Origin of the sequence: Dapis purpurea BLCC-M126, assembly GCF_050015975.1 — a bacterium.
Lineage (GTDB): Bacteria > Cyanobacteriota > Cyanobacteriia > Cyanobacteriales > Microcoleaceae > Trichodesmium.
In genome coordinates this window covers 1-16,250 of record NZ_JBNHER010000024.1, presented here as the reverse complement: position 1 = coordinate 16,250, position 16,250 = coordinate 1, and the positions used below count along the sequence as shown (strand labels likewise).

Here is a 16,250-nt window from a genome sequence, read left to right as displayed (position 1 = left end):
GTCCAATCGGTCCTGTCGGTCCCACTGGCGCTCCTGGTACTCCGGGATTAGATGGCGCTCCTGGTCCTGTCGGTCCTGTGGGTCCCACTGGCGCTCCTGGTCCCGCTGGTCCAATCGGTCCTGTGGGTCCAATCGGTCCCGCTGGTACTCCTGGTGCTGCTGGTCCAATCGGTCCGGTAGGTCCTACTGGTGCTCCTGGTCCTGCTGGTCCTGCTGGTCCGATAGGTCTTACTGGTCCTGCTGGTCCTGCTGGTCCGGTAGGTCCTGCTGGTCCTCCTGGTGCTGGTATCGCAACATTCCCTATTGGCTACATAATTGCTGGAGATAATGCTCCTGCAGACTTTTTAACAGGAGAAATTGTTTTATGGCCTGGTCTATCTGTGCCACCTGGTTTCTTCTCTCTTGAGGGTCAACTATTGCCGATCGCTGGTAATGGTGACTTGTTTAATGTGGTGGGTACTGAGTTTGGAGGTGATGGAGTTAACAACTTCGGACTACCTAATTTAGTTAACATTGCTCCAGTTGGTCGTCTCCTTAATCCAGCAGATAATGTCACAGGTACATTGTTCGTTGAGTTCCCTACTGGTAGCGGTAATTTTATACCTGCAGATGAGGTGCCTAATGCAGTTGTGGATGGTGAAAATTTACAGGTCGAAGACGGAATTGTGACACTTCAATCCTTGTCAGCAAGCAATATAGGAAAACCTGTAGAATTGGCATTTGCTGATTCATAAGATAGCTAATAAAGCTAAACTGTGATTAGTAGATTTCTGCTAAGAAAAATATGATAGGTGATTTCAACTCATCACATATCACAACAAACTAATAATTAAACCTTGCAGGTTTTAGTAACTTGCAAGGTTTTTTTTAGGTGAAAAATTGGAATTTTTCTACATGCAAATTTTTAGAAGGATGATGTATGTAGTCAATTAAAAATAAATTTTTATAGCAACTGCCAGAGCGGTTAGGACAGAGAAAAGTATAAAATCATTAGACCATTTCTATTGAGGCGAGTACTATGTTTCTCCTTTATGTCCTAAGTGCCTTGGCGAATGCTATATACCTGATTTATCCAAAATCAATTGAAAAATTTTGCTTGTTAGGTTAATTGTTCTCTAATAAAAGAGATTTTGGTTAAAGCCAAAAAACTTAAATTATTTAGTTCAGCTTGAGAAATATAGTTTGCTTCCCATAAAACCAAAATTTTCAGAGGTTTTGTTTAGTTTATCCTACGGATATATACTAACAGTTTGTTGAATAAAGCCTCACGAGTATCTTAATTGAAAACTTATTGCTCTCTAATCAGTTTACAATGAATATCTAATGCAAATTAAAGCCAAAGTTTGGAGACAAAAATAATGTTAGATACAATCGTATTAGGTGGCGGATGTTTCTGGTGCGTAGAATCTGTCTTTCTCTCTGTAGCAGGAGTAAAAGAAGCAGAGTCTGGTTATGCTGGAGGAAATACAAAGAATCCTGACTACAGATCTATATGTTCTGGAACAACTGGCCATGCTGAGGTTGTCAAAGTTTCCTTTGATACTGAGAAAATATCCTTGCACGAAATATTAGAGATATTTTTTGCGACTCACGATCCGACAACACTAAATAGACAAGGAAATGATGTTGGTACTCAGTACCGTTCAATTATTATGTGTAATTCTCAAGAACAAAAAGATATTGCTCAAGAAGTAATTTCCACTTTGGGTAATAATGATACATTTAAAAATCCCATCGTCACTGAAGTAGTTGATTTGAAGGATTATTATAGAGCTGAAGAATATCATCAAAACTATTTTAATAAGAATCCTTATCAACCTTATTGTGTATTTTCAATTCCGCCAAAGTTACAAAAACTCAAGAAATATTTTCCGGATAAAGTATCTGGCTAAATAGTTATCCTATTTTAATTAAAAAGGGAGGTTCCATAGAACCTTCCTACAAAGCTTTTAGACAAGACTAATATAATTATGGCGATATCTATTAGACATTTCTAATAAAAAAATAAATCAATTATCGCCCTAGATAAATCTATTATTTCCTCCTACTCCCTACTCCCTACTCCCTTATTCTCAAATACACGATTCAAGAAAGGTATAATTTCAGACCAAGCTAAAGTAGTTGCAACAGAGTCATAACGATAACCATCATCACGCATAAAAGTATGCTCTGCTTCATATAAGAAAATTTGGTTAGTTATACTATTCTGCTCCAAAGTTTGAATAATAGTTTGGCGATCGCCTTCTGGTGTATGAGGATCTTGACTACCAAAGACAATAAGTATCTCACCTGCAATTTCACTAACTCGTTTGATAGTATCAGCAACTCCCTTACCTAACTTCCCAATAGGAATACCGGTAGGATAACAACATACTGTAGCTTTTATCTCTTTCTCAAAGGCAGCGCGGAAAGCTAAATGCCCGCCAATACAAAAACCCATAGCACCTATTTTATCCGCAGCAATAGAACTTTCTGATTTGAGAAATTCAATTACAGCTCGTGTATCAGCATCATACTCAAACACTGCTGTTCGACGTGCATTATCATTACCCCGCATCTTCCCTAGGTCATCTGGCCCCATAACAAGACCTATTGGCTCAGTTCGATGAAAAATTTCTGGGGCAGCTACTACATAACCATATCCTGCCAAATAGTTAGCTAGACGAATTATTGGGCCTCCTAACTGATAGATATCGCTGTAAAATACAATACCTGGGTAAGTTCCTGGTGCTTTGGGGGTTGCTACATATACACGCATTAAACTGTCATCAACGATTAAATTAACGTTACGTTTAGTAATTTGCACCTATTACCTCCATTGTTGTACCCAAGAATGTTTCTACAACACTACCTTACTTTTTTGAAGTTTATGATGAACGTTTCTTGAGAATTGACTTATATATTTGCTACAAATTTATATTCCATATTGCCTATTGATTATTATTTATAAATCAAGAATATGTAACTTTATTTTGTCAACCTAGTATGACAGACTAACTTTTCCTAGTAGTGGTAAATAACTAATGATAAGTAGTAGGCGATAGGTTAAAAACAGTTCTCTGATAATACTTTCAGCAATAGGGAATAGAGAATACTGGAGTCACCTAATAGTTCTAATATTTGTCATATTTCCTGAATAACTGTAACTGACAAGGAAAAATAGCAAAGTTCCGTAATTTCTCGGTAATTTATTAGTGGGTATTGCTGAAAAATATCTAGGCTTTGAAAGAGTGTATTGCTGATATACATTAGAGTCTAGCTAATTTCAGCGAGTTACTTTATAGGCAATTTGTCTTCAAAAAATTATCTATAAAAGTTCAGTATTTTCTGGGTAGATATTTGATTATTTTTAGCTGATAATAAGATTAGAAAGTTAAAAAGCAATGAAAAAACTAATTAGATTCATTGTTACTAATTGTTACAAAACAAGAATTTGATTTGTTAATATTGAGCTAATTTTACATCTTATTAAGGAGTTTGCTATGAATTTATCTAAGGTCAATCAAAAACTTTTAAAACTGGGAGTATTTACACTTAGTACATTTGTATTATTAACTTCTTCAGCTAAAGTTTTAGCATCTACTCCTGGAGAAACTAATAACAAATCTATGTTACTTGCTCAAGCATCTCGTCAGGAATGGCGTATTTGTGAGCAAAAAGGAGAAAATTGGTCTGAAGTAAAATACTTTGAATCTAAAAATTATTTTGCCAATATTTGTCGTAATAGTAATGGTCAATTAACTTTAGTAGCTGGCGCGAAATCAAATCCTAATGAACTTTTAGAATTACCTGTCAGTGGCGAACAAGGATATTTAGCTATTGATGGAAGTAAAACTTTTATGATAGACAATACTCATTTTAGTATGGCTATAAACGGAATGGTGGTGAAGAAAGAACAAGTAACTTACAGAGGACAGTAGATTTACTAATACTGTTATGAGAAAAATTTTTACAAATAGCAGTTGATTATTATGGCTTTATTTGTAATTTATTAAGACTTAATGTGATAGCTTATAGGCTATTGTTCATCAAAAAATTTATTGTTGAATTAAAGAAACTGTTTCTGTATCTAAAAAAATTAGCCAATTATCTGGGTGCAACTTATATTATATTTGTCACTGACCAAAAAAAATACCACAAATTAATGCAGAGATATTGGATAAAATATTAAATATCTCTACATTAGGGATGTTTTACTAGAAAAGATTTTTATTATTTTATTTCAGCGATTCATCAAAATTGTGAAAGTATAGCTTTACTATCAGAATATAAATCTTATTTATTAAACATACCCTTACAACTTCTAGACTGCCACAAATTCCTTTACTTCACCAGTCAAACTAAACGGACGTACCTCAGTAATTTTTACCTTTACTAACTTACCCTTCAACTGATTAATATCTCCCTCAAAAAATGTCAGACGGTTGCCACGGGTACGACCCATAACTTGAGCAGAATTTTTAGGGTTTGTGTCTTCAACCAAAATTTCTTCAGTGCGACCCATATAACGTTGCGATCGCTCTGCTGCCTTCACACCCACTAAATGATTCAAGCGTTGCAGGCGATCTGCTTTCACTTCCTCACTCAATTGATTTTCCCATAAAGCCGCTGGAGTTCCCGGCCTGGGAGAATAAGCAGCAGTATTTAATTGATCGAACCCAATATCATCTACCAACTTCAGGGTATTCTCAAATTGTACCTCAGTTTCACCAGGAAAACCTACTATTGCATCCGCACTAATAGAAGCATCTGGCATCAGTTCGCGAATTTTATCAATAATTCGGCGATATTTCTCATGGGTGTAACCTCTTGCCATTGCCTTCAATAATTCATTATCTCCGGACTGAAACGGTATGTGGAAATGTTCGCAAACCTTGGGTAACTCAGCACAGGCTCTAATTAAACGTTCTGTAAAATAGCGGGGGTGACTTGTGGCAAAACGAATGCGTTCCACACCCGGTACATCATGCACATAGTAAAGTAAATCTGTGAATGTATGTTTTTTGCGTCCTTCTGGTGTTGTTCCCGGTAAGTCACGCCCGTAAGCATCAATATTTTGCCCTAACAATGTAATTTCTGGATAACCTTGTCGCCCCAACTCTTCCATTTCAGCGCGAATAGCTTCAGGATAGCGAGACTGTTCTCTACCTCTTACACCAGGAACAACACAATAGGTACAGTGTTCGTTGCAACCATAAATTATATTTACCCAAGCAGTAATTTTACTATCCCGTCTGGGTTTAGTAATATCTTCTACAATGTGAATGGGTTCAGTAGCGACTACTTGGTTGCCATTGAATACCTGTTCTAATAAGTCTTGCAAACGGTTAGCGTGTTGAGGCCCCATAACTAAGTCTAGTTCAGGTACTCGTCGCAATAGTGCTTCCCCTTCTTGTTGAGCAACACATCCAGCAACAATAAGAGTGAGGTCTGGTTGTTGGTGTTTGCGTTTCGCTTGTCTACCCAGGTAAGAATAGACTTTTTGTTCAGCATTATCGCGAATAGTGCAGGTATTGTATAGAATGATATTGGCTTCGTTGGGGTCATCTGAGGAGATGAGACCCATATTATCTAGGATACCTGCCATGCGTTCAGAGTCGGCTTTGTTCATTTGACAGCCGAAAGTGGTAATGTGATAGCGATTAGTATTTGTATTCATAATAAACTATTAGAATAAAATGATAGTATACAAAGGATTTAATATTATATCATAGTTTGTTTCATTTTTTCCTTTTGGCGATCGCATCAAGCTTTTACTATGGATAGAGAAATTTTCATTCTACTGAACTTACCCTTTTTTTGAGATGCTCTTTTCCGACTATGATTTTTATCTTTATCTGCTTATTCTATAGTGCTATTATTCCCATAAATTTTACATAGTCTTAGATTCAAAAAAACCTAAATATAATGCTTCAAAATCTAGTTAGTTTTTCTAACTCCTAACAAATTTTAAAACCATATTATTTATCTTTCATATCGTTAGCTATCTTCTTAAAGATAAGCAGACAATACTTCATATTATACATTGCTTTTTGTTGGCTGAAACTCCCAATTTTTATTTACTAATTTAATTTTTTTTAACCCTAAATTGAATAGCCTAAACGAGCTAAAGTATCTCCTCCTAACTCTTCCCAAAGACCAATATCTTCTGGTGAAAGTCGAGTCTGCCATTCCCCAATAGAACCCTGGCGAATATGTTTACCTTCTCCTTTGTTTTTTACTTTACTAATATCTGTTGTATCAATAATTTTATCAATTAGAGTGCTATCGTAATCTAAACCAATAAAATCAAAAATTTTGCTCAGTTCTTGTTGCGGATCGGTGCGGAGATTTTCATAACGAACTGAGTAGATGCGATCGCCTATTTCTGGGTCTGCTTTTACTTTTTCTACTGTTTCAATAGCTTTTTTCCATATTTTAATCATGCTTGTTGTACTTTGTCTCGCCCAACGCGCTGTTTTGGATCTTGCTTGGTAGGAAACACAAACATCTCGCCCATCTCGAATAATTTCTATACTTTTCGCTTCCGGAAACTGATTTAAAATTACATCAATATAGCGAAAATGTTGTGGTGTTTTTTCTAGAAGAATATTATTTTCCATTCCTCCATTGTTTTTAAAAAAGCGATCGAACATTAATTGAATTAATATTCTGACTTTTGTTAATTCATCTTCTCAACCAGAGCAAACTTTTGCTATTAATTCTTCTAGCTCTGTATAACTTACTAGATTATAAAGCCCTATTGCATCTGTCTTTTTTTTGTATATCTGATAATTCTTGAAAATTCCTTGCCATAGATATTCTGATTTAATTCCGAATAACAAAGGCTTCAAACCATAATATTTCATAACCCATCCTGCTGATTTCAATCTTTTTTTTCAGCGTCTGTTTTTTTAAATAGGTAAAGTAGTGGTAAATTACAGAATAAGCGTGACTTTCTGATGGAACTCTTACAATATTGAGATGACGGCTAATCATTTTCGTCAACCAACTTGTGCCAGAACGGGGACAACCGACCAGAAATAACTTGCGGTATACCATAATTATCTAGTTTTCCTAAGTAATTTGTAGGAATTGAATTTTAGTAATTATACTATATATTTAAAATGACTATAATAATTACATGAATTATCAAAAGATAGGGAGAAACTATTATGCACTTTTTTGATAAATTACTGACCAGTATAGAATACAATCAAAGTTTACTTTACCTCGAATTAGATCCAGATATAGAAAGTTTACCCCCAGAAGTTGTCGATCAAAATTTTCCTAACAAATATTTATTTGCTAACCCTCCAGAAAAAGACAATCAAGAATTAATTAAATATTGGTGTGAGTGGCTCTATTTTTTAATAACTAAAACTGAAAAATATGTATGTGCTTATAAACTTTCTCTAGGTTATTACCAATCTTTTGGCATACCAGGTTTACAACTACTTCAGCAAATCATAAAAACTATTCCTTCTGAAATTCCAATTATCTTAGATTCTAAGCACGCTGACCTAAACACAAGCACAGTATTTGCTCAGACTATATTTGCAGATTGGCAAGTAGATGCTTGTACAATTTCACCCTATACAGGACTTGACTTAATTGCACCTTTTTTACTTTATCCAGGTAAAGCCGTATTTCTACTTTGTGCCACAGCAAATCCTTCAGCAGCATTATTACAAGAATATCCTAATCAAAAACAACCTCTTTATTTGAAATTAGTAGAGGAATCTCAAAGTTGGGCAACTCCTGAACAGCTAGGTTTAGAAGTAGGAATAATGCCAGATATACTAGCAAAAATCAGGCAAGCTGCTCCAGAAAGACTAATATTAATTCAGGGAAATATAGCAGAAGAAAATGATATTGCTAATCCAGAAGATTTAACTCAAATTTTAGCTGCTGGTTTGAATATTAATGGTGAAGGATTACTTTTACCAATTCCACCAAAATTATTAGGTGCTGCACAACCTAATACTGCAATTGAAAGTTTAAGAGATACTATTAATGAAAAACGTCTTAAAGTAGTTGAGGGTAGTCCTACCTGTGAATTGTGGTTGCCAGATGTTTGTTTTTTACAACATGAACCTCACCGAGATTTAATCCTACAACTTTATGATATTGGCTGTATTATTTTTGGCGACCATGTACAAGCATCGGGAGCTATTTTTCCTTATTATATAGATTTACGAAAAATCATCTCAATTCCCCAAATATTTCATAAAATTGTTACTGCTTATGCTGAGATTCTCAAAGATTTAGAATTTGATAGAATTGCAGGTATTCCCTATGGTTCATTGCCCACTGCAACAGGTTTAGCTTTACGTCTAGAACGTCCGATGATATTTCCTCGCAAAGAGGTAAAAGCTCATGGTACTGGTCGATTAATTGAAGGGCATTTTCAAGCAGGGGAAAAAATTGTAGTTGTGGATGATATTATGATTAGTGGCAATAGTGTAATTAAGGGAGCAGAGAAACTTAAATCCGTGGGATTAGAAGTAGAGGATATTGTTGTTTTTATTGACCACGAACGAGGAGTAAAAGAGAAGCTAGAAAATTCTGGATATCGAGGTCATTCAGTATTGACTTTGACAGAAATTTCTCAAACTTTATATGAATCTAATAAGATTAATTCTGAACAATTTAAGATCCTAAAAAATAATCATTAAACTCTATAGTAGTTATCTAAATCTAGTAATTTACGATGGAGAGAAGGAAGACAGAATTTAACGAAGTCAGAATTCAGAAGTTAGAAGTTATTTTTGTAATTGGGATTTTAAGCAACTCTACAAAAACATTTTGTCTTAAAAGGGTAGATTATATCAAATCTGGTACTATCAGGACAATTCAATATAGTAGATATTTGGTGACCAAACTCCTATCAAACTTCAAGTTTTTGCCTCTTTTTAGAATCTCCCACCTCCAAAGTAAGCGGATTTAATATTAGACCTAATTATTTTGATAAAATTTATCCAATTAAGTTATTCCCTAAGAATATTATTTACAATTTATAATAATTTTCATTAGTGCTACTTTTATACTTGAATCAAATTTAGCCAATATTCATATAATAACCATGAAAAAAATTTTATTAACAACAATTATTACTGGTTTGATATATGTCTTACCTATACACCTTCAGCCAGTTTTTGCTAATCGAATTACAGAAGCTAATTATGACAATTTAAAAATTGGTATGACTTATCAGGAAGTCAAGCAAATATTAGGTATAGAAGGTGAAATTTATACACAATATAATAGTCCGAATATTGAAAATTTTGGGGTAGCTTATCGCTGGCTCAATAATGATGGAACAGGGATAATTGCCGTATTTAATTCTGAGAATAAATTAATTAAATTATCTGCTCAAAATTTGAATACTAATAGCTTAGGAATAAATCGAGAACCGCCAGTAGTTACAAGTTTAAATATTGAAAATATAAAAGTTGGTATGACTTATGATGAAGTAACAAAAATTATTGGGAGTCGAGGAACAAAACAGCCAACTAGAGATAATCCTTTAACTAATTATAATACTACTGAATATATTTGGCTTAATCCTGATAGTACAAGCTTGACTATAATTTTTGATTCTAATCAGAAAGTGGTAACTATTAGAACCAAAAATATGAACACTTATAATTTTGGTAATCCTTTCTGGAATCAACCTAAACCTGTTTATTCAATTACGCGAGAAAAGTATGAAAAATTGCAGCTAGGAATGACATATCAAGAAATTAGAAATATCCTGAGAAAGGAAGGAGAATTAGATACAGAATTTGACCCAGAAGCTTTTGAAAAATCAATAGAAGCAAGGGAAATGCAAATTAATGCTAGTGCTTTTCAGCGGGGTTTAGTTGATAGGGAAGAAGTAGTGCCAGATGAACAGGAAGAAGGGGATAAAATTAAGGATGCTTATAAGTGGATGAATCCCGATGAAACAGGAATTAAAGTAGTTTTTAATATGCAAAATAGAGCAGTTGCTATATCTACTTTTGGTTTAGGTGTTGGACTGCGATAAAAACTTAGAAATTAATATAGATTGTTCTATGTACGAAAATCAAAAATGGCTAGGTTTAATGATTGGAAATTCCCGGTTACATTTTGGTTATTTTGTGGGTGCAAAACTTCAGAATACTTGGGATAATCACCATCTTCAAGAAAAGGTAATTAAGCCTAATATAATTGAGGAAATGGAAGAATTACTTAAAAGTATATTAGAAACTGAAAATATAAACTTCAATTATGGGATGCCTTTGTTAATAGCATCAGTAGTTCCCGAACAAACAGCACTTTGGCAAACTTATCCTGAATCTGATATGATTACCCTAGATAAGTTGCCACTCCAAGAACTTTATCCTACTCTGGGAATAGATAGAGCTTTAGCTGTTTTGGGTGCAGGTACAAACTTGGGTTGGCCTATATTAGTTATAGATGCTGGTACAGCAATTACCTTTACTGGTGCTGATGTCCAAAAAAAAATAATGGGAGGAGCTATTTTACCTGGGCTAAGGTTGCAGTTATCATCTTTAGCAAAGGGAACAGCTATGTTACCATCAATTGATATACCTGTAGACTTACCCCCAAGGTGGGCAAAACAAACATCAACAGCAATTCAAAGTGGGGTCATCTATACCGTATTGGCGGGTATGAAAAATTATGTTGTATCTTGGCTAGAAGAATTTCCTGACAGTAAAATAGTCTTGACTGGAGGCGATCGCCCTATACTATCGAGTCATTTCACAACCCTATTCCCTGAGCTAGCGGCAACTCTTATAGATGCACCCGATGTCATTTTTTGGGGAATGTCAAAAATGTGGCAGCAAATATTAAACTAAACTAGGTGAAAAATGCTTCCCATAACCTAGTATCATTAAATTACTCTAGCTATCTTATTTATAAATATTCTCTGAAAATTATAGTGCTAAAGTAAAAGTTAAGTTTCTAAGTCAAAAATTCTGAAGTTCTGTAAATATTAATTATTTAGTCTCTTGAGGTGTATTGTAATATCAAGCTTCATTAATTAGTCAAAATAAATGATTAAGAATAATCATCTTTAGAATGACTATTTTTATAAGGCAATAAATTTCTTGATTAACGTATGAAAATACTAAAAATACTGGTATCCAGTTAATGTTAAAAATTTCTTGGTAATAGTTAAATTCATCTCCAAAATTATTCTTAATATTGTATCTAGTCTTCTGAGATTATGAAGGATTAATTAAACAATAGATAAGATACTTTAAAAGCAGTTTTGTTTTATATTGACTGTTCTACCAAAAATAGTGTATTTTCAAATAGTCATTGAATAAACTAACTAAACCATGGCAAATTTAGAAATAAAGGAAAGTATGACGAGTTCTGATACAAGTTTTGAAATGATTGATTCTCAGTCAAAAAAATCCTTGATAGATATCTCTAATTCTCAACCACCTAACCCGGGGATATTGCCATTATTGAGAATACTTGCATATCTATCTTTTGTCATTGCTATTACTTCAGGTATTACAATTTTTTTCTTCCCAAGGGAGCTTAAATTATTTATCATTTTAGTAGTCTCTATTGGTTTGTTTATTTTCTTGTTCCCTGTTAATCGCGAATTAAAGAGAAACTATACTAAAAAACTAAATGATTATAATGTACTTAGGAAAACAGCCATATATATAAATTCGTCACAACTAGAAGACTCTCCAAAAAGTACACAGATAATGCAAGGAGTAGAAACAGCTTTAAGTTATACTCAAGAGCTAATAGAAGATTACAAAAAAACTCGTATAGAATCAAGATTTCTTTACTATCTATTGCAAATAGTAACAATAATTTTTTCTGGAGTGACTCCGCTTTTAGTTCTGGTTGATAAATTAGATACAGGTCCAGTTTGGCTGAATTGGTTACCTGTAATATTTCCAGCGATCGCTTCTATTGTTGCTAGTCTTTCAACTTCATTTCCTTTTGAAGACAATTGGTTGTCTGCTAATCGAGCTACAGAACTTTTAGAAGCAGAACAAAAGAAATTTGTATTAGGAGTAACTTCAGGTTATAGAATTCCTCGTAATGCGGAAGAAAAAGAACGTTACAGAATGACAAGAGATGCCATGGCTAAATTTATTAATCAGGTAAATACTATCCATCTCAAGCAATTACAAGAGCAAGAAAAAGCAGAGAAAGGAGCAGAGGAAGGAGAAGAAAAACCGTTAGAGGAAGAGAAAGAAAATAAGGGAAAGTCAAATAGCCCATTTCCATCAGATAAATCTTAAAATTTAATTTTTAATTTATAGAATGGCTAAATTAAGTTTCCAATACTCGCAAATTTAGTCTTCTTATTTGTAAGATTACCTTATAGCTTTTCTCAGTCACGGTGAGGTAAAATTTTATTCTTATTTCCTGTTCAGGTGTTATGGAAAACCTAGAATTTTGTACCTCACTCTTTATGGAAATTCCTAGATCAATTTATAATGATAAACTTTTATAGTTTTTAGGTTGTTGGGAGGTGTTTATTTTCTCCCCAAGAAATACTAAGTAAATTTATTTTTATGAATTATGTTATTAAGTAAACCTGCGATATTTGTTAGTCTAACTATTTGTTTATTGATTTCTGTTAGTGGTTGCGCAAATAATTCGGCAAGTAAAGAGCTAGAGAAAATTTTTGCAGCAGATCCCCACTTAAAAAATAATTCTCCCTTTAACCAGTTAACTCAAACATCTACTCAAAACAACCAACAACCAGAAAAAACAGTACAAGCTCAGAGTGATGTGCCCTTAGAAATCTCCCCAATTCCTGACTCCGAATTACTTGAGAAATCTGAACCTTCTGCAACCTCAACTTTACCAGCAACTCCCCAAGCAGAAATTCAGCCATTGCCTAATCTCACAGTATCGCCCGAAGAATTACCTACTCCCGCAGTAGCAGCACTATCGACACCAACACCATTCCCTACTGATGGTATACCCCCCGCACCTACCCCCACACCTTTAGAGTCTCCTGTATTAAAAAAAGTTCTCAGGGATGTCCCTACAGGATTACGTCCATACATTGCAGATTTGGCCAAACTGGGAGTATTTCAGCAGGAACAAACTAAAAATCAAGATAACCCTAATGCAACGAATATTTTAGTTAAACCTCAAAATCTTGTCAGTCGCCGTGTATATGCCAGATGGTTAGTAAATGGAAATAATGAGATGTTTGCTAATAATCCTGCTAAACACATCCGATTAGCTAGAGCAAATGAAAAACCTATTTTTGAAGATGTGCCGAAAACTGACCCCGACTTTGCTGTAATTCAAGGTTTGGCAGAATCAGGTTTAATTCCTAGTCCTTTATCTGGGGATGTTAATGTGGTTAAGTTTCGCCCAGATGATTTTTTAACTCGTGAGGATTTAATTCTTTGGAAAGTACCTTTAGATTTTCGGCAACCATTACCAGAAGCAACAATAGAGAAAGTTAAGGCAGCTTGGGATTTTCAAGATACTTCTAAAATTGACCCTGCCGCTTTGAGGGCAGTATTGGCAGATGCCGAGAATGATTTTTCTAATATTCGCCGGGTTTTTGGTTACACTAGACTATTTAGGCCAGATAAGACAGTAAGCCGGGCTGAAGCTGCTGCTGTTTTATGGTATTTTGGAGACCAGAACGATGGTATCTCCGCTCAGATGGCCTTGCAAGCAAAGTGAGAATGTTAGTCTGAATTATGACCAAATAGTTCCTGAAATTTTTTTTTTCATACCCCTTGACATTTATCTAGGGATTCGCTAAATTAGTAAAAGTGAAAAGAAAGAACTAAGCCCCCATCGTCTAGAGGCCTAGGACACCTCCCTTTCACGGAGGCGACAGGGATTCGAATTCCCTTGGGGGTATTAAAAAATAAAGGATGACAATACTTAGTTTATTGTCATCCTTTTAATTTTTTGTCATTTGGATATCAAATAATTATCTAGTTTAAGAGGAGTGGGGGTTTGGTTACTAAATCTCTATATCATTGAAAATATTAATCTACAGTAATCCTCAAGCAAAAAGTTTTAAATTCTGACTTTACTGAACTGACACGCCTAATTTTCTGTATTAGGGCAGGTTCATTTTATCCTAGGTTGACCATTAAATTTTCAACTATAACCTATCCCCACCATCTGTACTATTTTAATTGGCCTTACGTCAAGGCTTTTCGTTGAACTCGCCAATACAATTTTTTTAATGTTTAATTAAACCTACCTAGTTAAAAAGTACAACCCTTGTAGGAATTTTCCATACCACGTTCCTACTTTGTTTTAAGAACAAAAAAATACATGAAAAGTTAATTATATGCTTTTTTAAGAAAATTATTTAACTACTATAAAATATGACGTTTTGTCATAGATAAATATTATGTAAAGACACTTATACTCTCAAAATTATAGATGCTAATATCTCATCATAATTTTACTGAAATTAGGCATCAATAATATTATGTTCAAAAAATTGAAAACTACAGGTATTGGTTGTTTTGCAACTTTAGCTATGCTTTTAGTTGGTAGTGCAGAAGCTAAAGCAGCAACAATTACTTTCGATGCAGAAATATATACTAGCGATGTCAATACCTGTAGTTCTCCGTTGACTAAAGCTGAATGTTTTATGGAAAAGGGATTTAATGTAGCAGCATTTTCAACACGGAAAATAGGTACTAACGAAGCTTTTTTTAGTGAAACAGGACATTTTCATGCTCGTAATAGTTATGAAGCTCAACATTTTAGCTCTGACTCAGAAGATCCCACAAATTTAAGACTTTTAGGTGTATTTATCACTTCAAAAAATGGTGGTGAATTTAATTTAGAAAGTTTAGATTATCAATTACGAAATAATGAAAGAGCAATTGATGGTTATACAACTGATGATACTAAAATCTTAATTTCTACAACATTTGACCCTACAATGCCAGTGCTTGGTCAATTTACAGAATATTCTATTGGTAACGATATATCCTCACCTTTTAAAACTTTATCAATAGAAGGTTTTGAAAATATTACTCAGATTTTTATTTCTAGTTCTGGTGATGTTAATTTTGATAATATAAACTTAACTCCTGTTCCTGAACCGACTTCAATATTAGCTTTATTAGCTTTAGGTACATTTGGTAGTGCTTCTATTTTGAAGCGCAAGTAAAAATAACAAGCTCAAATTAAATTATTCACATGGAGCTATGCCTTTTTATAGAAGACATAGCATTTTTTTATTGGCAGTAAAAAAAATGATTTAATTGAGTCTAAGAAAATTTATAGTATAGTATAGACTACTATTTTTTTTAGTCCGAAAACTGCCCTTTATTTCAACCCCGCCCTGAAGAGCGAAGTCTTATTTATTTATTTATTTATAGCAGTCGCCATTACTGTTAGGACATTATCAAATATAATCACAGTCAGAAGTTAAATTCTGACTTCTGGTTTCTAACTTCTGACTTCAAACTTCTGACTTGAGCTATATGTTTGGTTTTATTATTGTTTTACTAGCATCATTCTGTTTTTGTTTTCAAAATGTCATTGTCAGAATTCTCTTCAATGAACAAACAATTTTAGGGATTTTTCCCACAGGTGGATTTGTTATACCTAATTTACAGAATTCTTTTTTACTAATGTTTATGCGGATGGTATTAGTAGTTCCGTTGATGGCATCCTTCGCGACAAAACTTTACCCGCTTACTTGGCAAGATATTAGAGGATTAGGAAATAATGAAGCACGTCCTATATTGGGGCGATCACTCCTTGGTGGAGTGTTGATGTTTCTATACTTAGCACTACTTTATGTATCTATCGGTTTAATTGAAACTGGAATTGCTTTAACCCTATTTTTTACTTATCCAATATTCACTTCGCTTTTTTCTTGGGCATTTTTGGGTATTCCCCCTACAAGGTTTCGCTGGATGATAATGGTAGTTGTGTTAGTTGGTAGTTTTCTGACTATTCCTTATACTCAGACAACATCCGATAGTTACAACGGAATTGGAGTAATTTTTGGTATTGCTTCCGGACTTGCTTATGCTCTCTATACTGTCAATGCACAAAAAACTTTTGAAGGTATACATCCAGTCCCATTTACTTGGATTAGTTTTGCTACAGCTTTAGGGTTATCTACTCTTAGTTTATTTATTTGGCAGGGAGATAATACTAACCTTAACTGGACTCCTATGTGGGTTGGTGGTTTTCTATCGGCGATCGTTACTTTGAGTGGTCATTTAATGTTTACAGGACTTACGCAAAGACACTATATATAGCGTATACTAAATAGAGCGATGTAG

At 34.1% G+C, this 16,250-nt stretch carries 14 protein-coding genes and 1 tRNA gene; 11 read left to right on the top strand and 4 right to left on the bottom strand.

Annotated features, from left to right (window positions below; all coding sequences use genetic code 11):
• Both ACP6PL_RS03210 and msrA read left to right on the top strand, forming a co-directional pair.
• Positions 1 to 734, top strand: a 734-nt coding sequence (locus tag ACP6PL_RS03210) for a phage tail protein (protein ID WP_426542482.1), incomplete at its 5' end; no start/stop codon positions are given.
• A gap of 624 nt (positions 735 to 1,358) precedes the next feature.
• Complete coding sequence (msrA, locus tag ACP6PL_RS03205; protein ID WP_426542480.1) at positions 1,359 to 1,892, top strand: peptide-methionine (S)-S-oxide reductase MsrA; 534 nt, start codon at positions 1,359 to 1,361, stop codon at positions 1,890 to 1,892.
• Between the two features lie 152 nt (positions 1,893 to 2,044).
• Here msrA and ACP6PL_RS03200 read toward each other — a convergent pair whose 3' ends face one another.
• The gene (locus ACP6PL_RS03200) at positions 2,045 to 2,806 is read right to left on the bottom strand and encodes a dienelactone hydrolase family protein (RefSeq protein WP_426542478.1); all 762 of its coding nucleotides are present in this window, start codon (positions 2,804 to 2,806) and stop codon (positions 2,045 to 2,047) included.
• A gap of 676 nt (positions 2,807 to 3,482) precedes the next feature.
• Here ACP6PL_RS03200 and ACP6PL_RS03195 point away from each other — a divergent pair.
• A complete protein-coding gene (locus ACP6PL_RS03195) occupies positions 3,483 to 3,920 on the top strand; it encodes a hypothetical protein (RefSeq protein WP_426542476.1) in 438 nt (145 codons plus the stop codon).
• 383 nt (positions 3,921 to 4,303) lie between these two features.
• Here ACP6PL_RS03195 and miaB read toward each other — a convergent pair whose 3' ends face one another.
• The 3 genes from miaB to ACP6PL_RS03180 form a co-directional block, all read right to left on the bottom strand.
• On the bottom strand, positions 4,304 to 5,659 hold the full coding sequence (gene miaB, locus ACP6PL_RS03190) for a tRNA (N6-isopentenyl adenosine(37)-C2)-methylthiotransferase MiaB (protein WP_426542474.1): 1,356 nt from the start codon (positions 5,657 to 5,659) through the stop codon (positions 4,304 to 4,306).
• Positions 5,660 to 6,083: 424 nt separating this feature from the next.
• Entirely contained in the window at positions 6,084 to 6,602 is a 519-nt protein-coding gene (locus ACP6PL_RS03185; RefSeq protein ID WP_426542472.1) for a sulfotransferase family protein, read from the bottom strand.
• Positions 6,603 to 6,807: 205 nt separating this feature from the next.
• Positions 6,808 to 7,041 carry a sulfotransferase domain-containing protein gene (locus ACP6PL_RS03180; RefSeq protein ID WP_426542470.1) on the bottom strand — a complete coding sequence of 78 codons (234 nt, stop codon included), beginning with the start codon at positions 7,039 to 7,041 and terminating at the stop codon, positions 6,808 to 6,810.
• 113 nt (positions 7,042 to 7,154) lie between these two features.
• On the opposite strand from ACP6PL_RS03180, the gene ACP6PL_RS03175 reads away from it, so the two are divergent.
• The 8 genes from ACP6PL_RS03175 to ACP6PL_RS03140 all read left to right on the top strand — a co-directional run bounded on the left by ACP6PL_RS03175 (position 7,155) and on the right by ACP6PL_RS03140 (position 16,226).
• Positions 7,155 to 8,657, top strand: a complete 1,503-nt coding sequence (locus ACP6PL_RS03175; RefSeq protein ID WP_426542468.1) for a bifunctional orotidine-5'-phosphate decarboxylase/orotate phosphoribosyltransferase — start codon at positions 7,155 to 7,157, stop codon at positions 8,655 to 8,657.
• Positions 8,658 to 9,064: 407 nt separating this feature from the next.
• Positions 9,065 to 10,009 carry a hypothetical protein gene (locus ACP6PL_RS03170; protein WP_426542467.1) on the top strand — a complete coding sequence of 315 codons (945 nt, stop codon included), beginning with the start codon at positions 9,065 to 9,067 and terminating at the stop codon, positions 10,007 to 10,009.
• 28 nt (positions 10,010 to 10,037) lie between these two features.
• A complete protein-coding gene (locus ACP6PL_RS03165; RefSeq protein ID WP_426542465.1) occupies positions 10,038 to 10,826 on the top strand; it encodes a pantothenate kinase in 789 nt (262 codons plus the stop codon).
• Between the two features lie 486 nt (positions 10,827 to 11,312).
• On the top strand, positions 11,313 to 12,245 hold the full coding sequence (locus tag ACP6PL_RS03160; protein ID WP_426542463.1) for a DUF4231 domain-containing protein: 933 nt from the start codon (positions 11,313 to 11,315) through the stop codon (positions 12,243 to 12,245).
• Between the two features lie 283 nt (positions 12,246 to 12,528).
• Positions 12,529 to 13,659: an S-layer homology domain-containing protein gene (locus ACP6PL_RS03155; protein WP_426542461.1), complete on the top strand. Its 1,131-nt coding sequence runs from the start codon at positions 12,529 to 12,531 to the stop codon at positions 13,657 to 13,659.
• A 110-nt stretch (positions 13,660 to 13,769) separates the two neighbouring features.
• Positions 13,770 to 13,842, top strand: a tRNA-Glu gene (locus ACP6PL_RS03150).
• Between the two features lie 586 nt (positions 13,843 to 14,428).
• Positions 14,429 to 15,121, top strand: coding sequence for a PEP-CTERM sorting domain-containing protein (locus ACP6PL_RS03145; RefSeq protein ID WP_426542459.1), 693 nt, complete (start codon positions 14,429 to 14,431; stop codon positions 15,119 to 15,121).
• A gap of 316 nt (positions 15,122 to 15,437) precedes the next feature.
• Positions 15,438 to 16,226: a DMT family transporter gene (locus ACP6PL_RS03140; protein WP_426542457.1), complete on the top strand. Its 789-nt coding sequence runs from the start codon at positions 15,438 to 15,440 to the stop codon at positions 16,224 to 16,226.
• Positions 16,227 to 16,250 lie beyond the last annotated feature (24 nt).